The 20276-nt window shown below is 39.9% G+C and carries 19 protein-coding genes; 15 read left to right on the top strand and 4 right to left on the bottom strand.

From position 1 onward, the window contains the following. Positions 1-81: 81 nt before the first annotated feature. The 10 genes from JKG61_RS03565 to JKG61_RS03520 all read left to right on the top strand — a co-directional run bounded on the left by JKG61_RS03565 (position 82) and on the right by JKG61_RS03520 (position 11750). Entirely contained in the window at positions 82-2139 is a 2058-nt protein-coding gene (locus JKG61_RS03565; protein ID WP_202101628.1) for an FUSC family protein, read from the top strand. 191 nt (positions 2140-2330) lie between these two features. Continuing rightward, positions 2331-3404 (top strand): complex I subunit 1/NuoH family protein, encoded by a 1074-nt coding sequence (locus tag JKG61_RS03560; RefSeq protein ID WP_202101627.1) that lies wholly within the window; start codon positions 2331-2333, stop codon positions 3402-3404. Positions 3405-3568: 164 nt separating this feature from the next. Then, on the top strand, positions 3569-4129 hold the full coding sequence (locus JKG61_RS03555; protein ID WP_031301315.1) for a NuoI/complex I 23 kDa subunit family protein: 561 nt from the start codon (positions 3569-3571) through the stop codon (positions 4127-4129). 5 nt (positions 4130-4134) lie between these two features. Further along, on the top strand, positions 4135-4677 hold the full coding sequence (locus JKG61_RS03550; protein ID WP_202101626.1) for an NADH-quinone oxidoreductase subunit J family protein: 543 nt from the start codon (positions 4135-4137) through the stop codon (positions 4675-4677). Then, on the top strand, positions 4674-4979 hold the full coding sequence (nuoK, locus tag JKG61_RS03545) for an NADH-quinone oxidoreductase subunit NuoK (RefSeq protein WP_202101625.1): 306 nt from the start codon (positions 4674-4676) through the stop codon (positions 4977-4979). The genes JKG61_RS03550 and nuoK overlap by 4 nt, the downstream gene beginning before the upstream one ends. Continuing rightward, a complete protein-coding gene (locus tag JKG61_RS03540) occupies positions 4979-7063 on the top strand; it encodes an NADH-quinone oxidoreductase subunit 5 family protein (RefSeq protein ID WP_202101624.1) in 2085 nt (694 codons plus the stop codon). Before nuoK ends, JKG61_RS03540 begins: the two co-directional genes overlap by 1 nt. Before the next feature lies 1 nt (position 7064). Continuing rightward, positions 7065-8669, top strand: coding sequence for a complex I subunit 4 family protein (locus JKG61_RS03535; protein WP_202101623.1), 1605 nt, complete (start codon positions 7065-7067; stop codon positions 8667-8669). A 5-nt stretch (positions 8670-8674) separates the two neighbouring features. Further along, a complete protein-coding gene (locus tag JKG61_RS03530; protein ID WP_202101622.1) occupies positions 8675-10216 on the top strand; it encodes an NADH-quinone oxidoreductase subunit N in 1542 nt (513 codons plus the stop codon). A 45-nt stretch (positions 10217-10261) separates the two neighbouring features. Then, positions 10262-10978 carry a glycosyltransferase family A protein gene (locus JKG61_RS03525; protein WP_202101621.1) on the top strand — a complete coding sequence of 239 codons (717 nt, stop codon included), beginning with the start codon at positions 10262-10264 and terminating at the stop codon, positions 10976-10978. Position 10979: 1 nt separating this feature from the next. Then, positions 10980-11750 (top strand): glycosyltransferase family 32 protein, encoded by a 771-nt coding sequence (locus tag JKG61_RS03520; protein ID WP_202101620.1) that lies wholly within the window; start codon positions 10980-10982, stop codon positions 11748-11750. A gap of 14 nt (positions 11751-11764) precedes the next feature. On the opposite strand, the gene JKG61_RS03515 is transcribed toward JKG61_RS03520, so the two are convergent. Together JKG61_RS03515 and JKG61_RS03510 are read right to left on the bottom strand one after the other, a co-directional pair. After that, a complete protein-coding gene (locus tag JKG61_RS03515) occupies positions 11765-12514 on the bottom strand; it encodes a glycosyltransferase family A protein (protein ID WP_262896188.1) in 750 nt (249 codons plus the stop codon). A gap of 2 nt (positions 12515-12516) precedes the next feature. Further along, positions 12517-14025 carry a phosphoethanolamine transferase gene (locus JKG61_RS03510; protein WP_202101618.1) on the bottom strand — a complete coding sequence of 503 codons (1509 nt, stop codon included), beginning with the start codon at positions 14023-14025 and terminating at the stop codon, positions 12517-12519. Positions 14026-14120: 95 nt separating this feature from the next. Between JKG61_RS03510 and JKG61_RS03505 the strand changes: the two genes are divergently transcribed. Continuing rightward, positions 14121-14954: a glycosyltransferase family 2 protein gene (locus JKG61_RS03505; protein ID WP_202101617.1), complete on the top strand. Its 834-nt coding sequence runs from the start codon at positions 14121-14123 to the stop codon at positions 14952-14954. 13 nt (positions 14955-14967) lie between these two features. Then, positions 14968-15981, top strand: a complete 1014-nt coding sequence (locus tag JKG61_RS03500) for a hypothetical protein (RefSeq protein ID WP_202101616.1) — start codon at positions 14968-14970, stop codon at positions 15979-15981. Here JKG61_RS03500 and JKG61_RS03495 read toward each other — a convergent pair. After that, positions 15978-16793 (bottom strand): glycosyltransferase family A protein, encoded by an 816-nt coding sequence (locus JKG61_RS03495; protein ID WP_202101615.1) that lies wholly within the window; start codon positions 16791-16793, stop codon positions 15978-15980. The two genes, JKG61_RS03500 and JKG61_RS03495, sit on opposite strands and share 4 nt — an antisense overlap. Before the next feature lie 20 nt (positions 16794-16813). Continuing rightward, positions 16814-17683, bottom strand: coding sequence for a glycosyltransferase family 2 protein (locus JKG61_RS03490; RefSeq protein WP_202101614.1), 870 nt, complete (start codon positions 17681-17683; stop codon positions 16814-16816). Between the two features lie 99 nt (positions 17684-17782). On the opposite strand from JKG61_RS03490, the gene JKG61_RS03485 reads away from it, so the two are divergent. The 3 genes from JKG61_RS03485 (at position 17783) to JKG61_RS03475 (ending at position 20269) form a co-directional block, all read left to right on the top strand. Beyond that, positions 17783-18556, top strand: a complete 774-nt coding sequence (locus JKG61_RS03485; RefSeq protein ID WP_202101613.1) for a glycosyltransferase family 2 protein — start codon at positions 17783-17785, stop codon at positions 18554-18556. Positions 18557-19020: 464 nt separating this feature from the next. Next, entirely contained in the window at positions 19021-19764 is a 744-nt protein-coding gene (locus JKG61_RS03480; protein WP_202101612.1) for a hypothetical protein, read from the top strand. A gap of 10 nt (positions 19765-19774) precedes the next feature. Beyond that, a complete protein-coding gene (locus tag JKG61_RS03475) occupies positions 19775-20269 on the top strand; it encodes a SixA phosphatase family protein (RefSeq protein WP_202101611.1) in 495 nt (164 codons plus the stop codon). Positions 20270-20276: the final 7 nt, after the last annotated feature.

Below are 20276 nucleotides of genomic sequence, written 5' to 3'. Positions count from 1 at the left end.
ATTTCATAAAAATATATTTTACATAAGTGATTTTTTCGTACTTTTGCAATCGATTTAAAAGATCAATTGTAAATAGGCTTTATGATTCGTATTGTCAATCAATTTTTCGGCAAAGAGTTTAGCAAGGATGCCTTACGAAACATCCTTGTTATTCTACTCCCTGCTATCTTACTTTTCTATACCATAAGTCTAGATGTCGCCATAGCCTTTGCTGTAGGTGTAATACTCTCTTCCCTTACCGATCTGCCGGGAAACAGACAGGACAAAACAATGACAGCGATCTGGTGCAGCACCTTATTTACGATCACGGCCTTTTCTACAGCCCTGGCCCTGCACCATCTCTCTTGGGGCATATTGCCAATTCTAGGAATATGGGGCTTCCTTTGCACATTATTGATCGCTTTAGGTCCTAGATGGGGTGTCATCGGCAACCTGACCATGATTGTTATTAGCTTTACCATCGGACTCAAACCGCAGGATCCCATTATTTTTGCACTATCCTTTAGCGTAGGAACTGGGTGTTTTTTTGTAATCAGCCTACTACAAGCCTACCTGTCACCTTATCGTTCTTTAAAGTATGCAATGAAAGACGGTTTCGAACAGATGGCAATACTCTTAGAAACGAAGATAAAATGCTATGATGAAAGACTCCCTCTAGAACAGGCATACCGCGAATTGAGTCTACTGCATATCAAAATCAGTGAACAACTCGAGAACATCCGATCGCTGCTGCTTCGCGAAAAAACACTAATCACATCAGAGCATGAGTCTGACCTCATTTGGCTGCGTAAAATCTATCGACTAATAGACCTCTACGAACTCTTGATGGGAATAGACACTGATTATGAAACAATTCGCGAAAAGTTAAAACACTCCGAAGTACTCCCTATTATACGCCATATCCTTCTACTTCTTTCTAACGAAATCAAGGACCTGGAAAATACAAGTTCTATGGAGCTGAATAAAGCCCCTAAAGGTTCTGGTCACTTCGACCTTGTCGAGATGACGGATAAAAATGTCGAAATAAAGACAAAACAGCAGATCAGCGCCGACATAAAAAAACTAGAACAGATACTGAACAGTTCAGACAACGAAAACAAAGCATTGATAAATCCGATTCTGATTCATATCAGACATATCGTAACCATCGTCCAACAGATCCAACAAGCGAACATTGCACCGGATCCCACGTGGGTCAGTACGGCCTCGTACAAAAACTTTGTTCCCACGACAAATAAGCGTCAGGTTATCGCAAAACATATCAAAACGAGGTCCCCCATATTTATCTACTCGATACGTATGGCTACATTACTGATGCTATCGGGACTCGTTGGCTACACGCTGCCAGAATATCGGTACGCCTCTTGGATTATACTGACCGTTATCTTGGTGGCACGTCCGAGCTACGCCACGACACAAAGGAGAAATTACCAACGTATTGTCGGATCCTTAGTTGGCATTGCAGCCAGTCTATTGATTACCTTGGCCACACACGATACCACCATCCTACTACTGATTGCCATGATAAGTTTGTATGGTTTCTTTCTCTTTAACAAACCTGACTATCTGATCTGTGTGATATTCATTACCATTGCAGCAATACTTGCCCTACACCTCTACGAAGGAAATATATGGGATTTACTGGGCAGCCGCTTAGCTTTTACACTACTGGGATCGATCATAGCGCTGATAGGCTGTTTTGCCCTGCCTGTCAACCATCACAAAACAATGAAAAGCCTAACGGAGATACTTATTGGCAATTACCAGAATTACTATCATAAACTACGGGCACGACTATGCGAACACAATGTAGATCATCAGGAGCTGAGACTTGTACGAAAGCACGCACAGACTTCATTGGCACAACTCTATGATAATCTGGATCAGTTCCAAAAGGAACCGCGCTACAAGAAGCAGGATTGGAGTGACATGCTCTCTTTTCAAACGCTAGCTTACCGCATCAATGCACTTTTGGTCGGTATTTCGGTCAGTATCACCAAATCAATCGAGCAAGAAAATGATACAGCATTACTGGAGCGTCTGGATAATATTGAAGCACTCATCCATGAATTACACGAACTTGGCAGGTCAGAAAAACTAGCCCACAAGACACACAAACCTGCGGCAACCCTAAGCTAACAAAATAATACTCTACCAATTCAGTATATTATTTCACAGAAATAGTTTATTTTTGAAATCGGAACAATAAAATGAATCATATTCAGGCATATTAATTTGACGTATGACATGCCTGTGATGGTTTTTCTATCGTTCTTTTGCTACGTTTTGCGTATGTTTGCATCCAATTAAGAATTATTCTAAAGAGCTTTGTGAGCCAACTAATTGTCCATATCATTATACCTATAGCTATCTTTGGCTTTATCGCGCTATTCACGCTGTTTGCGGTATATGCAGAACGTAAGATTGCGGGTTTTGTACAGGACAGGCTCGGTCCAATGGAAACAGGCAAGTACGGCCTTTTACAGACCATCGCTGACATTCTTAAACTTTTGCAAAAAGAATTTATTACGCCCAAAGCCGCAGACAGAATCCTATTTGCTGTAGCACCAATCATTATATTCGGTGCGGTGTATATCGGGTACTCGGTCATCCCCTGGGCACCAGACTGGCTTCCGGCCAATACACACACCGGCTTGTTCTTCATTATGGCGGTCGTGTCCATCGATGCAATAGGTATCCTGATGGCGGGCTGGGGATCGAACAACAAGTATTCGCTTCTTGGAGCTATACGTGCAATTGCGCAGATGGTATCTTACGAAATCCCTGTGGGCCTGTCTCTGATAGCTGCCGTGATGATCACTCAGACATTAAACCTGAACGAGATTGGATATCAACAAGGTATATTGTCTGCCGATCCCATTTTATTTTTAGGCATCTGGGATGTTAGCCACATCGGGGGCATATTTGCCTGGCATGTATTTCAGGCGCCACACCTTATCGTCGTATACCTCATCTTTTTTATCGCGTCGCTGGCAGAATGTAACCGAGCCCCCTTCGATATACCGGAGGCTGAGTCCGAACTGATCGGAGGCTTTCATACAGAATATGGAGGGATTCGTTTCGCTTTTATATTCCTCGCCGAATATGCGATGATGTTTTTGGTAGCGATGCTCGGTGTTGTTATATTTTTAGGAGGATGGAACACTCCCCTACCTAATATAGGTGTTATACGGCTCGCAGACTGGACAACAGGAATCGGATGGGGCATCTTTTGGACACTCCTCAAATCGCTTATTGTGGTAGGCGTGCAGATATGGATCCGATGGACACTGCCCCGTTTTAGAGCAGACCAACTGATGAGCCTGTGCTGGAAAGTAATGATCCCATTGGGATTTTTGTGCATGGCCATATCAGGACTGTGGCGTATTTTGGTGATGGTGTAAGGGTGTAAGGAGTGAACAAGTTATCGAGTGAACGAGTTAACAAGACAGCTCGACAACTGGATAATAGAATAATTAATAAGGAGTGAACAAGTTATCGAGTGAACGAGTTAACAAGGCAACTCGACAACTGGATAACTTGACAACAAGTTAACAACAAGAAATTGATCTTAAAAACAACGATACAGGGTTTTTCTTCGGCCGTCAAAGGATTATTTTTGACGTTCCGGCACCTCTTTGGGGCACGTCGATCCCGCCAATCTGTTGATATACGCAGTAAAGACTACTTCGATCAACAGGAGGGTGTCACGACAGTACAATTCCCGAAAGAGAAAATGCCTATTCCCGAGGTAGCAAGATATCAACTGGATGTGGAGATTGACGATTGTATTGTATGCGACTTATGTGCTAAAGCCTGCCCGGTAGACTGTATCACTATTGAGGCTATCAAATCACCAGAAGCCATAGGCAAAACTTCGGACGGATCGGTCAAAAGACTGTACGCTGCGCAGTTTGATATTGATATGGCGAAGTGTATGTACTGTGGACTATGCACAGTAGTATGCCCTACCGAATGCATCACAATGACCAACCAATACGATCGGAGCACAACACAATTGACCGATTTAATCTACGGTTTTGGAGAGATGTCGGACACCGAAATCGCACAACGCAAGGCCGAATGGACCAAACATCAAGCTGAAAAGGAGGCAGCCAAGAAAAAGTAAGCGATATGGAAGAATTTATATTCTATGCTTTTGCGGCACTCGCTATAGGTTCGGCATTATTGGTCGTCAGCTTAAAAAATACAGCGCGTGCTTTATTCCTATTCTTTGTCACCTTATTTTCTATGGCGGGGCTGTTTATATTTGCCTTGGCAGATTTTGTAGCCATCACACAGATTATGGTTTACGTAGGTGGCGTACTGATCTTGATGCTATTTGCATTCATGCTTTCCAACAAGGAATTACTGAAATCCCTTCAACAGCTGTCCGGTCGCTGGATAAACCTACCCAATTGGCAATCGCTATTATTGGTTCTAGGCTTTCTTGCCGTAATACTGTGGGGAATTATCGAGTGGCAGCAACAGACGCCTGAATGGATCGTACAAAATATCAAACAAGGAAATATCATACAACCGAATGACAACAATGTACAACAGTTGGGCCTGCGGTTCATGACACAGTACGTACTCCCTTTTGAAGTCATTTCGGTTTTTCTGCTCATGGTACTCATAGGTGCCGCTCATCTTTCACGAAAGGAGGAACAAAGATGATTACCTTAACTCATTTTTTGGTCGTGAGCGCATGCATCTTCTGTATAGGCCTCTATGCCGTACTGGCCAAAAGGAATGCAATCCTGATACTGGTAGGTATTGAATTGATGATCAATGCTGCCATACTCAACTTTGTAGCCTTCGGCAAGTATGACAAAATCAACTATTCAGGCCAAGTGTTTGCCCTCTTCGCCATTGTACTAGCGGCAGCATCCGTTGCGGTCGCCCTGGCAATCATACTGCAGGTGTACGGTCATTATAAAACTATTAACCCGGATAATATCACCGATTTGCGTGACTGATGACAGAGCTGTTAAATATATCACCGATTAGTGCCAGTATACTCGTTGTACTGCTCCCTTTTATGGCCTTCCTTATACAGGCTATACGGGGCAAAAAATCGACTTCAGGTATATTCTCTCTTGTAGCGATTGCCTTAAGCGCCCTTCTGTCAGGGATATTTGTCTTTGCAGAAGTCTGGAATAATATGCCAATGCATCATACCTACGATTGGTTCCGTATAGGTGATAAGACATTTACTATCGGCATATTATTAAACAACCTAACGGTATTGATGCTGTTCATTGTCAGTATCGTGGCTCTTCCAGTGCATATCTACTCGAGAGCCTATATGAAAGGTGACCCTGGGATACACCGGTACTGGATGTACCTCAGCCTCTTCTGTTTTGCCATGCTCGGTCTCTGTATTTCCAAAAACATACTGGTATCCTACATTTTTTGGGAATTGGTGGGTTTTGCATCCTACCTATTAATTGGTTTTTGGTTTACCAAAGAATCAGCAGTACAAGCAAATAAAAAGGCCTTTCTGATCAATCGTATTGGAGATCTGGGCTTTTTAATCGGTATAGCGGCGGTATTCACCACGTTCGGCACGCTGGATCTCGTGGATCTGTTCGGCAAGGAAGGGCTGGTTTATTCGGGATTTGATAACAATACTGGGCTGATGACCTTGGCAGGCCTAGGCTTCTTTCTCGGAGCGATGGCCAAATCGGCACAATTTCCGCTGCATGTCTGGCTTCCTGATGCTATGGAAGGCCCCACATCGGTTTCCTCTCTGATACACGCCGCTACGATGGTCGCAGCCGGTGTATTCTTATTATGTACCCTGTTCCCACTTTTCAACGATCATGTACTCCTGTTTATTACCATTATAGGTACCGTGACGGCGACATTGGCAGCTTACTTTGCCTCGGGGCAATATGATATCAAAAGAGTACTGGCATTCTCCACCATATCCCAACTGGGCTATATGATGGCTGCTGTCGGCATTGGCGCATGGGATGCCGCATTATTCCACTTGGCAACACATGCCTTTTTCAAGTGTCTCCTCTTTCTATGTGCAGGAGCTGTCATTCATGAAATTGCACATGCCAAGGATAAGTCAGGGTTAGATTTTGACCCTCAGGATCTACGTCACATGGGTGGCCTACGAAAATATATGCCTAAAACATTTGTGCTCATGAGTATCGCTTCTTTAGCGCTTGCAGGATTTCCCCTTACATCGGGCTTCCTATCCAAAGACGCCATTGTGATCGCAACCTTCGAATGGGCTATGCATAAAGGAGGACTTTATTTTATCGTACCCATTTTATTGGTACTCGTGAGTATATTGACAGCATTCTATATCGGACGATTGATCTTTAAAGCATTTTTGGGTAAGTCTCGTCTCCCTGAACAAGTGAGACCACACCTACATGAAGCCCCAAAACAGATGCTATACCCGATGTACTTTCTAGCAATCTGCTCGTTATTTTTTGTATTCTCCTGGAACCCGGTTTCTTATCACCAGGCAGGCATTTTGGAAGGATTTTCCATAGATTATATCTTTAAGGAAATACACAGCCTACACCTCTTTGTCCCTTTGATCCTGACCATAACAGCACTCATAAGCTGGGTGATAGGCTACAACTGGTATGTATTGGGTAAATACCCTCTAGACGCCAACAGCGGATGGATCAAAGCCGAAACCAATCAACTTGGGATCAACAAGTTTATCAACAGCACTTTTGTCAAGGCAACTTTAGTGATCAGCAAGACAAGCGTATGGCTGGATCAATACATCGTAGAAGGCATGGTCAATAGTACGAGCAGGGGTACCCTATACCTTAGTAACGTTGCCTCTGTACTGGACAGGTACCTGGTAGATGGTTTTGTACGGGTGATCCGCTATATCACCTTACTCTTAAGTCAACTTGCGGCCTGGTGGGACAAACATATAGTCGATGGTATTGTTAATACTATTGCAGGAACAGCTTACTATTTAGGTCACTTGCTGCGATGGATACAGAATGGACGTATACAGAACTACCTGGGATTTGCATTTACCGTTGTTTTAATTGGAATACTTTATTTGATATTACGATAGCATGGGATTACTATCAATACTTATATTTTTGCCCTTGGTGGCAACATTGGTGATACTATCACTCCCCCACAGTCTACAGAAAACGTATAAATACATTGCGCTGGCTATTACTTTAGTTCAGTTTGCACTCGCAGGTTCGCTCTATCTTCAATTTGACCAGACAGCACAGGGGATCAACACCACCAATGGCTATCAATTTGTCGAACAAATCCCCTGGATACGGTTAGCCTTGGGAAACCTGGGCCAGTTGGAAATTGACTATTTCCTAGGAGTCGATGGCGTCTCCATGCCACTGCTCCTTTTATCTGCTTTCGTGATGCTGATGGCTATAGGTGCCTCCTGGAATATCACAAAAAGTCCCAAAGGGTACTTTGCACTGCTGATGCTGCTCAACATGGCCGTGATAGGTATATTCACCGCATTGGATTTCTTCCTGTTCTATATTTTCTACGAGGTAATGTTGTTGCCTCTGTACTTCCTGATCGGTATATGGGGTGGGGCAAACCGCGAATACGCAGCCATGAAGTTCTTTATCTATACGCTCTTCGGATCCGTATTCATGTTACTGATTATCGTTGGTCTTTATTTCTCAGTCATCAACCCGGACACGGGAGCACATACGTTCAACATGTTGCATATGATGAATCCGGACAACTATGTAGACGGTTCTTTCTTTGCCTACCTGAACAACTATAACGAAGTATTGGGTATACCGGCACGCATGATCGGATTTATAGTCCTCTTCATCGCCTTTGCCATCAAAGTCCCCGTAGTTCCCTTGCATACCTGGCTGCCCGATGCCCACGTTGAGGCTCCTACACCGGTATCCATTATTCTGGCAGGTATACTATTAAAGATCGGTGGCTATGGTATCATCCGAGTATGTTACAGTATATTTCCGGATGCTGCTGTCGATGCAAACTGGTGGTTGGGACTGATCGGTATTATTTCCATTCTGTATGGTGCGCTGAATGCACTTGCCCAAAAAGATTTAAAGCGCCTGATCGCCTACTCCTCCGTATCGCATATGGGGTTTGTATTACTCGGCCTAGCCTCTATGACTGCAGAAGGCGTATCCGGAGCAATATTTCAGATGATCAGCCATGGCTTTCTATCAGCTTCCCTCTTTTTCTTGGTCGGTGTGATCTATGACCGGGTTCATGATCGCTATATTTATAATTTCAGAGGCTTAGCATCGCTGATGCCTGCTTATACGGGATTTGTCGCTATCGCCTTCTTTGCCTCGCTTGGTCTGCCCGGCTTTTCAGCGTTCATCGGCGAAGCTTTTGTTATTATAGGCACATTTAATGCGGAAAGTGTAGGTACAGGAATTCCGAGGTGGATGGCTATCGCAGGCTCCTTAGGTATACTCCTCAGTGCGGTCTATTTTTTATGGACACTGCAGCGCATGTTCTTCGGACAGACACGACTTAAGGGAGGAGAGGCATGGACTGCTGCTCTGCACGATGTAAACATAAGAGAACGAATCGTCCTTTTTCCTACTTTGGCATTAGCTTTGGCGCTAGGTATAATGCCCTCTTTAGTATTTGACACGGTCAATAGCAGCGTGCTGAACCTCATCTCGCTATTATCGCCCTACTTTTAATACCTATGGAAGAATTTACGCCACAGATTAGCTCCCTACTGGATCAGATTATACGCTCCATACCTGTATTCAAGCCTGAACTGGTTTTGATAATAGCTTTCCTTTGCTGTATATTTTCCAGTCTGTTTTTAGATCGTTATTGGAGAAACAGTACTTTCAGCATCGCATGCCTCGGAATCGTAGGGACAGCCTATGCCGTGTACAGTCAACTTGGGCAACCACAATCCGGATTCTTTGGTATGCTGCAAGTGGATACCCTTGCTGTATACGGTCGATTGATCATGCTTGTTTTATTGCTTCCCATCTTGGTGCTGATTCGTGAATATGCGAACGATAAAGGGTTAAAAAACGAAGGTGATATATACAGCATCTTATTAGCAGCCACCCTAGGTATGAACCTACTCACCCTCAGCACCAATTGGCTGATGGTATTTATTGCTATAGAGACCGTGTCCATCAGTTCGTATGTGTTGGTAGGGTATTTTACGAACGAAAACAAGCCGGTATTATCCGGTAAAGACGAGCTGCAAACCACAGCATCAATAAACAAAAAACAGTCGGAAGCGACGATGAAATATGTCTTATTTGGTTCGGTCTGTGCCGCAGTCATGCTGTATGGTCTCTCCCTGATATATGGTTTCACGGGGAATCTTGATTTCTCTTCCTCGTCTCATATTCAAGGACTGATTTCTGCTCCCAAAATAATGAGCAGCGTCGCTATACTTTTTGTTTTTGTAGGGATTGGGTTCAAGCTAGGTTTCGTACCTTTTCATCTCTGGACTCCCGATGTCTACGAAGGAGCCCCCACGCCCATCACCACATTTTTAGCAACAGTTCCCAAAATAGCTGCCCTTATACTGTTCCAACGTCTATTCGAATCATGGACATCGACCTTATTTTATTTTAGTGAGCTTACGCTGTTATTCATTACCGTGGTAGCGATAGTCACCATGCTGATGGGAAATCTTATTGCTCTTCGTCAGTCGGATGCCAAGCGCTTGATGGCCTATTCGTCAATCGGTCATACGGGTTTTTTATTGATGGCTATTATCAGCAGTCCCAGTTCGGATTATAAGACGTTACTTTTTTACATTACCGTATATGCTATAATGACCATTGGTGCATTTGCAATCATACAATTCCTAGAAAAGTATATAGGCTCAACAGCGCTCGTGGACTACAGTGGACTGGGCAAACATAAGCCCTTATTATTTACGACCTTTACACTGCTGGGTATATCTCTCATTGGGCTTCCGCCCACGGCAGGTTTTATCGGCAAGCTGTTGGTTTTCACTTCTACATTTGACCGCTATCAAAACACACAGGATGTCGCTCTACTGCTGCTGTTGATTACTGGAGCACTGACTTCGGTCATTTCGTTGTTCTATTATTTCAAAATTCCACTATATGCTTTTCTCCGAAAGGAAGAATCCCTCCCCCCTACTTACACCACAAGATCATGGCCTTATTTAATAGCCATAGTGTGCGGGATCACTATTCTTCTCTTTGGATTATTCCCGCATTTATTGTCGGGATTATTTCAATAGGTAACGGTATTATTATCCGGAATTAATAATAACTTTGTGTCAGATATGAGCATGTATAAAGCTATTGTAGTCACTCCGGTAAAGAATTCATTGGAGAATACGCTAGAAACCATCAAAGCTATTAAAAATAGCGACATAGAACTAATTTACTATGTTTATGACGATTTTAGTGATGATAACATCTCTAAATCCCTATCCGATAACGCTACGGTATTAGGCTATCATTATATACATTTGTCTTCGCTCACAAATACCCCCTCCCCTAACTATTTCACGGTACTGAAAGACGCTCAAGCAAAGGCCCTAAAATGTAATCTTCCCTTAATTATTGTAGAATCTGATGTAGAGGTAAAATCTTCCTCATTAAATACGCTCCTACAATTTACGGAACAAACTCCAGATATCGGAATGGTCGGTGCTGTAACCGTCGACTACGAGGGCGTGGTAAACTTTCCATACCTAAAATTCAAAGGGAAGAAAGGAACTGCGATAGAGACCGAAAGAAGTCTAAGTTTCTGTTGTACCCTATTGAGCCACTCTTTTTTATCCAAATATAGCTTTGAACATCTCGATAAATCGAAAGACTGGTTCGATACTACGATTTCTTATGCTTCTTTAGAGAACGGCTTTAAGAACTATGTACTATTAGATACTCCCGTACTTCATAAACCCCATGGTAGCAGACCCTGGAAACAACTGAAGTATACCAATCCCATAAAATATTACTGGCTTAAGTTTACCAAGAGAAGGGATAAGATATAAAATGCAAACCATTGAAAAACCCGAAGATTTAACCTATGTCAATGGAGTTCCTTTTGTAATTTGGTGTTATTGGGAAGGAGCAGCTATGACAGGTAATAGGAAATTGAGTTTTTCTTATCTAGTCAGACATATCGGTGTTCCTGTGTGCTTAGTTACCCCTCAAAATCTTCAGCTATTTCTTAAAAATGAACATCCCCTGCCGAAGGCCTATTACCATTTAAGCATTGTACATCGCTCCGATTATATTCGAGCATACCTTTTACATCATTATGGGGGCGGATGGCATGATGTGAAAGCAACAGAAGTCTCTTATGCTAAGGTATGGAAAGAGTTTAAAAATCCGGATATATGGATGGTAGGAAGACCTGAACATCCCAATGGAGCCGCCCGTACATACGATACGATGAACCGCTATATGCCAGATTACTACAGGGATCTCATCGCTGTTCCATCTTGGGTCGGACGACCAAATACTCCTTTGAGTAAGCAATTACTATATGGCATTGAGAATATATTAAATAAACACGCGGATACCTTACACCAATACCCGTCCAAACATCCACGAGATAAAAAGATAGTCGGCAGATCTCCAATAAAGAGGCTATTTCAAATGATCAAATTCACTTACCAAGGTCGATCAACCCGATACCCCTTGGAATGGACTTTGTTTGGGAATATATTCCACCCTTGTGTACTGCGGTACCAATCGCACATCTCAAGAAGCCTCCCTGTAGATACGACAAAGAATGCTGGAATATATCATAGGGGATAGTAAAACATCAGACTTCAACTTGAAAAAAAACGGTTGATCCACGGAGACAGCGATCTAGATTTACGTAAGGGCCCCGCTATAGTCTCTTTAAAGAACTCGATATGATGAAGATTTAAATAATCTATTTCGGCATTTTTCTTTGCCTTAGACATACTCCTCCTCCTTGACGAAGAATGTATCCGGTAATAAAAGCCTACAAACGGTAATTTTACAACCTCCCCTCCATCTTTCAACATCTTAATCCAAAACTCCCAGTCTTCGCGGACAAGGACAGCATCCTCCGTATATCCCCCCACTCGAGACCAGTCAGCCTTTCTAAATACGGCGCTCACATAGATCATATTGTCCATCGCAAGGGCTTTCCTTGAATAAGACTTCAACTTCCATAATTTGTTTACGGCGCCAAACTTCTCGGCTTCAGCATATACTACTTTCACCTTGGGCCGGCTTTCCAAAACATCTACTGCCTTACCGATATAATCAGGACTAATTAAGTCATCCGCATCTATAGGCAGTATATATACCCCTTTAGCTTGAGCAATCCCATTATTCCTAGCCGCAGATGGCCCTTGATTCTCTTGATACAGATAACTCACATTTGTAAATTCTTTCACCAAGCGATCAGCAACCAATCTACTATCATCGGTAGATCCATCGTCTACGATAATTATTTCCACATTTTTATAAAAAGACGCTAATATAGAATATATAGTTTCTTTCAAAAAATGACCATGATTAAAACAGGGAACTACAATACTTACCATCGCTAGGGATTTAATTTTTCATAATCTACAACAGACAAGTCCGATTTAAGATATCTAATATTTCCATTTTTGCGGATCCCCGAAGTGTTTACACCGAGCAGCCGAGCTATCTCATAATAATTTATTCTCAAAGACTCCAATGTATCAATTCTTCCTTTATCAACCAATTCGGGCGCAACCAACGGCGAATACCAAATATAATAAGGAATTTCGGTACCTTCCTTTGAATCCGAGTGTATAAAGCGATTATTATGCAGTTTTTCTGCATGATCGGATAAATACACCAATGCAGCATCGTGGTTTTCCAATTTGTCAAAGATACTTCCCAAGATATGATCGGTATACCTTACAGAATTATCATAACAGTCAATTACACTGCTATCGCTACTTAAAACATGATGTTCAGAGGGATATTTGTCACAGGCATTGGAATGAGAGCCATTGATATGGAGAATTATCAGATTATGTTCATCAGCACGTTCTGTTAGTATCTTATCCACTTCATTCAGCAATATTTCATCATAACCTGCAAACCACTTTGTATCATCTGCAAAAGAAGCCATGTTACTCACCGTAGAAACATACATATTTCCCTGTTCTTGCGTACTAAGCCAGTACGTGCGATAGTTCAGGTGATTCGCTAACCTCAGAATATTATCACCAAACTGACTTTTTCCCAAATTGTAGTTATCTTCAGCAACAGTAGATAATAACATCGGCACAGACAATAAAGTTATACCAGCCTGACTAACCAAGTTCCCATACAACTTCATCTCTTGTTTTCTTTTATCCTGATGAGGGGTAGTCAAACGGTGGTACCCGTATAATGACATATTTTGCCTACGCGCGGACTCACCGATTACCATTACAATATTTTTAACCCGCTGTTTTTCAAGAATCATATTTGAATAATCAGCCTTGTAGCTTCTTATTTCACTCAGCTCCAAACGTTCGTCGGCTGCTTGGCTCAACGTCCTGAAATTAAAAAACATCGTATTCCGAAAAAAAGCAGACCACCTACTTTCCACGACGCTACTTTTAGACTGATAGTATACCATCGAACATAGTGGGATCAACAACCATAGAAACATGATATAAACAGTAGATCTAGAGCTTGCTAAGTAATTCGGTATATTGTTAACTACAAAATAATGAAAGGTAAAAAGTACAACAAATAAAAATACCGCCAACATCATTGTAGAGATCATACTCCAAGCTTCACCCCAGTTGGTGTTCAGTAAACTCAACGCCATACCATAAGTAAATTTTGACTGATAGATCAAGGAAGTCGTTATAGCCAAAACTTGGTTAAAAGACAAAAGGATAAGCCCTATCACCACCAGGCATCTCGCTACTATTCCTCCCCGCCGATATAAATATCCTAGGAAAATGTAAAACGTAAACATCACCAGAGAAATGATTAGCAACTCTTCAAAATAGGTTTTCTCCAATGATAAGTAATAGATAAAGCCATTGAAAAATAACGCAAAGTACAATAATAATCCCCTCATGAATAATATTTGGTTAATATGGATAAAAAAAAGTTTGGCACAAATGTAGCATATACAACACTTTTAACGTAGAAATATAAATTATATCTTTGCATATGACAATTACAGTCCTTATTCCCAATTATAATGGAAGAACCCTTTTAGAGAAATTTCTTCCCTCTGTATTTGCATCCTTAGATGTAGCGAGAGCGGAATATGAATTTATTATAGTAGACGACTGCTCTTCAGACTCTTCCGTAGAGTTTTTAAGATCAAATTATCCTGAAATAAAGGTTATTCAAAACGATAAAAACCTTGGCTTTTCCAAAACCTGTAATAGAGGAATAATGGCAGCCCAGGGAGACAGACTGTTACTTCTTAATTCAGACATACAGTTAACACCAAATTATATCAAAGTTTGTCTGGAAAGCTTTGTCGACCAAAATACTTTCGCAATAATGGGACAGGCTATTGATAGTAGTTGTAAACCCCAGACCACCGGAATACTGTACAAGCAACGTATTTTCTCCGTCAAAAAATATGCAAACCATTCCAACAATGAAACTCATTTCGTATCCGGAGCCAACTCTGTTTATGACACCAATAAACTAAAGGAACTTCGTGGTTTCAATCCGATATTCAGTCCTTACTATTTTGAAGACGACGACTTGAGCTTCAGAGCCATGCAGAAAGGGTGGAAAAGCTATTTTATTAAAGAAGCCATATGCTTTCACCTCGGTTCAAGCTCGATCAAGTCTGCTGCTAAAAAACGTAAAATAAAACGAATATACTTCAGAAATAAACTTATATTCAATAGATTACACTGCAAATCATCGACCTCATCTTTCAACAGGAAGGTATTAGCGACAACAGTTCTTCCAAAATACTGTGCTGGCCAATTCTGGATATGGAATAGTTATCGAGATTCTTTAACACTCATGCAGAGTTAAGATAGGATAGTTGATGCGAAAAAAAACAATAATCCTTTGCGCACCATCGGACTTCGGTTTATTCGAAGCCATAAAAAGAGGCCTTGAAGACTTAGAATACACTGTATTGGGTTTTCCGATTGAAGACGGCCAATACAAATATAAGAACCCTATTTCTAGAGTGATTAACACTTTTAGAAAAGTTTTTCTAAACGATAAGGAGTATAAAAATAAGTTGAAATTAAAGGAAAGAAGCCTTTTTTTAAACAAAGAACTTTCAAAAATAAAGACTGCTGACTTGGCACTTTTTATACGACCAGACATGTATCCTGTTGATTTCATACAAAAAATCCAAGGAATCACCTATAAAACTACAGCTTATCATTGGGACAGCATCAATCGGTTTCCCCAGGTAACAAAATATTTAAACCTATTTAATCGTTTTTTCGTATTTGATCATGAAGACTATTTGCTCTATCCGAATACTAAACTAACAACAAATTTTTACTTCCCAAACCTATCACCTGCAGCAACTAACAACAAAAAAACAGCATACTTATTAGGAAGTTGCGACGAAGATAGATTACAACAATCAATTCTATTAAAAAACAAGTTAGAACAGCTTAAATATTGCTGTTGCTTTACTCTAAAAACAAAAAAAAAGAGAGAAATTGAATTGCTCAAGCAAAACAATATCTCTAGTATAAATGAAGCTATTCCTTATGATAAAAACCTCTCAAATGTAAAAGAATCTACTCTTTTGATTGATTTACACAACAAAAGACAATCCGGTTTATCATTCAGAGCATTTGAAAGCCTCAATTATAGCAAGAAATTAATCACCACAAACAAACATATAGCTAAATATGATTTTTATCATCCCAATAATATTTTTATATGGGATGGAGAAAATGAAAATCAACTAGAACAGTTTCTTGATGCAGAATTAGTAGAAATATCTTCTCAAATAAAAATCAAATACAGCCTTCAAAACTGGTTAAATTATCTTTTTGAGGAACAACCTTTCATCGAAATAAAAGCATTCTAATTTTTTCTTTTGAGCCTGTAGAATAGCTTTCGGTACCAAGTATTATAATACTTCTCTTCGTACTTTGACTTTACAAGGAGATCATATATACCAAAGCCATTCTTAAAATAGAACTCATAGTGCTTCTTATAAATGTAACAGTAGCTCATTTCAATATTATTCCCCTCTTCGGTTTTATCGGTTATTGAATCACGCTCTATTCTTTTTCTGTAATGATACAACGGCTCTTTAATCTGACATACAAACGGCCCATATTGAGATATTATCCGAATCCATAACTCCCAATCTTCATGGTTACGAAGGTTTTCATCGAAGCCGCCAACTGCGAGTAAATGAGAGCGCCTTACCATAGCAAATACTGGAATAACGTTAGTCCTCAGAAACCGATTTAGACTAAAATCCCCGAAATAGGAGTCTTTACTCTCCCTGCCAAACTGTCTTACTCCAGAATATACTAGATTTAACGTTGGATTATTCTCAAAATTTATCAAGCATTTCTCTATAAAGCTTGAATCAAGTTTATCGTCTGAGTCTAAAAAAACAACAAACTCACCATTTGCACACCTAAGCCCCTCATTACGAGCAGCCGAAGGTCCTCTATTGGACTGAGAGAACAGTTCAATAGTCATATTAGGGTTCAAACTCTTAAAAGCTAAAGCTGTCTCAAATGTTTTATCAATCGATCCATCATCTATCAATATTACTTCAATATTCTTGTATAGCTGATTTTCGACTGATTGCAAACAGTCTATGATTGTATTTTGTGCGTTATAAGCCGGTATTATAACACTAACAAGTTTCTGACGTAACATATTAATAAATACTCATCGGATTACTTCCACCTAAAAAATGGCGTTTGTTGGGATAACCCCAAATACTTACTTTTATTAAAGTATTTATAAAACAAGCGCTTATACCACACGTTATAGTACTTACTTTTATAAGCACCTAGATGCATAACGTTACCAAAGAAATCCCAGATCCCAAGACCATTCTCCCTATAGAATTCATAATGCTTATTAAAAACATATAAGAAGACGCTATCTACTTCGTCATTCTTTATACTTAGGTCAGATACTGAGTTCTCTTCCAAACGCTTCCTGTAAAAATAGAGAGGTTTAGGTATTTTGACAACTTTACCTTTAAATGTTTTAATCATTCTTATCCAACACTCCCAGTCTTCGTTATTTCGAAGACGTTCATCAAAACCTTCGATTTTCCTTAAATGCTCGACTTTCACCATACAAAAAGCAGGGATACAGTTTTGAATTAAAAATTCCCTTATACGGAAATCATCTAATTTAAAAATGTAGTCATCTCGTTCAAATAACTGCATATCGCTATAAACCATCAAAACGTCATCTTCATTTTCAAATACATTTACACACTCCTCCATATAATTGTTTGCGAGGAGATCATCAGAATCAAGAAAAAACACATATTTCCCTCTAACATGCTTAAGGCCAGTATTTCTTGCGCTAGACTGTCCTTTATTCTCTTGCGAAAATATAGTGACTTTTGGATTATCTCCAAACTGTCTTATTAATCTTAATGTATTGTCGATAGAACCGTCATCCACCATGATAATTTCAAAATCTTCGAAGTTCTGACTAAATACAGAATTTACTGTTTCTAAAATCGTCTTTTCACTGTTGTAACATGGGATAACGACACTAATTAAAGGGGAATGCTCTTGTATCATACGCAAAAATGGCAATTATTTTTTTATATACACTTTATCAAACGTAATCCAAACGATCTTTGTTACATTTGACCTTAAATATACGCTATAACAATAGATATGAAAATTTCGATAATTACGATAAATCTAAATAATAGAGCAGGTTTAGAAAAGACGTTTAAATCAATTTCTGAACAGACATATCAAGACTTTGAATATATTGTTATCGATGGTTGCTCAAATGACGGAAGTAGAGAGCTTATCGGAAATAATACTCGTATCAACTTTTGGAAATCAGAAAAAGATTCAGGGGTATATGACGCTATGAATAAAGGAATCAAAGAAGCAAAAGGAGAATATCTATTATTTCTAAATAGTGGAGACTTCCTAAATGAAATAACAACTATTGAAAACGTTATACCGCAATTAAAAAACGAAGATATAATATATGGAAACCTTATTTTTGCAGAAAAGAAAGGGGCAGTCCTATATAAATATCCTTCAAAATTAACATTCAACTTCTTGTTCACGGCATCGCTAGGACACCCAGCGACTTTTATAAAAAAGGAACTATTCGAAAAATACGGATATTATGATCAACACTATAAAATAATTGCTGATTGGGTTTTTTTTACAAAAGTTATCGCTAAGGAACACGTACTAACAAGACATATAGATCAAACAATAACAATATTTGACACAGATGGAATGAGCTCAGACCCGAAAAATCAATCAAGAATTTTAGATGAAAGAAAACAATTCCTAGAGCAAGAGTTTCCATTATTTTACAATGATTACATTGAACATGTAGAAACTCAGTATATACTCAGAAGGATACAATCTTCCAAAGGTTTTCGAATTTTAAAGAAAATAGGGGTTAAGAAATTTCAGTAAAACACATATCCTAGAATCAAAAAATCCTCTACGTACTCTCAAGAAAACGGTTGAGGAAGTTGTATGTTACAAAAGTAAGCATTACAAGTACCTTAGAATCTTTAAAAAATTTCAGTAACGCTCACGATCTCCTCTACCGTATACCCATAAGAGATTGGAAGACTTAAGCAACATAATCAGACTGCTTGACTACATGTCCTGAAAATGGGTGTTTCCCAAAAACCACCAAAATATATAATATACAACCTGTTGCCTTGCTAAGCTGGGATAAAAAGTAGGATTATTTAAGGCATATAAATCACTTCAAGACATCCTCAAGTGATTTACGACAACAATGACAAAATTTACCTTACTTTGCAGTTATCAAGAATAGATATGAATACCCATTCTTTTTTATGAACAATGTTTTCCCTTAGTATTTATTTAAAATATTATCATTATATTTGACTGAATAACTAAACATTATGAAATCTCTAATTCCTATCCTAGTCCTTCTTTTTGCCGTACTGTCGGTTTCCTGTGAGAAGGAAAACGAAGGCATGACAGCGCAGGAATTAGAGCATGATGATCTTCACAACAGAGACTCCATTTCTTTTACACTGGAAAACACAACATACTCTTCCACCAAACTAAATGGCTTCGGTTTTGCGAATAAACAATCGAACATCAAGCCTTACGCTGATATCTTAAACAATCGAGACGCAGCTTATGTTATTGGAGGGTATTGGTGGTATGGGGAAAAAGACTCGCTTTTATTCGAGCATACCTATTCTTTTGAAGTCCCTGGACTTTCTAATATATCATTTGGAATAAGTCAGAAGTTCGCAACCGATGATCTTACACAGATAAATGATCTATTTGTCCCTATTACCGATGACACTACATTTCGTGTTGGTGCCAAATCCTTTGCTATCGATAGAGATCTTGAAAACACAACGTATGGCGTTAGCCTAGAATTAGCCCCCCTACAGCATATAAAAAGATGGAGCACGTCAGTACCAGCCTCATCCGTTGTCTTGCGTTCCAAATTAAACAAAAACATACAGGACGATTCCTATTTCCACATTGTGAACATTGACAGTTTAGCGGACAACTCGGTAAGGATAGAAGCACATTTTGAAACCAATATTTATGATGAGATGGGGTCTACCTACCGCCTTAAGGATGGGTTTTTACGGTTTAAAACCAAGCTTAATTACTTAAAATAATACTAGCCGAATGTCCGCCAAAAAACTCTTTATTGTCCGTCATGCCAAAGCCGAAATTCCTACTTGGGACAAGAAAGACTTTGACCGGAATATAATGGATAAAGGTGCTGTCAGGGCACAACACATCGCCAACAGCTTAAAAGAAGTCATAACAATAGATGATAATACTGCTGTACTTTCATCTACAGCCAACAGAGCGATACAGACAGCACATATCTTTTGCTCCTCCTTAGAGTTCCCTTTACAGAACATCCTACAGACCAAAGCGATATATGAAGCCTATTATCTGGATATTCTTCATATTATCAACCAGATACCTGCCCATATCAATACACTCGTGGTATTTGGCCACAACCCCGGTTTGTCTGATCTGACAAACTATATTTGCAATAGTTACATAGAGCTAAAAACATCCCATTGCGCTGTTATCAACCTAGAGGATGGGATCGATTTTGCGAGCTTGTCCGGAGGAACCGGTACGCTCATGCAAACAATAACAGAATAACCGCTCC

Origin of the sequence: Sphingobacterium faecale, from assembly GCF_016746095.1 — a bacterium.
Classification (GTDB): domain Bacteria; phylum Bacteroidota; class Bacteroidia; order Sphingobacteriales; family Sphingobacteriaceae; genus Sphingobacterium; species Sphingobacterium faecale.
This window is presented reverse-complemented; position numbering and strand designations above follow the sequence as displayed.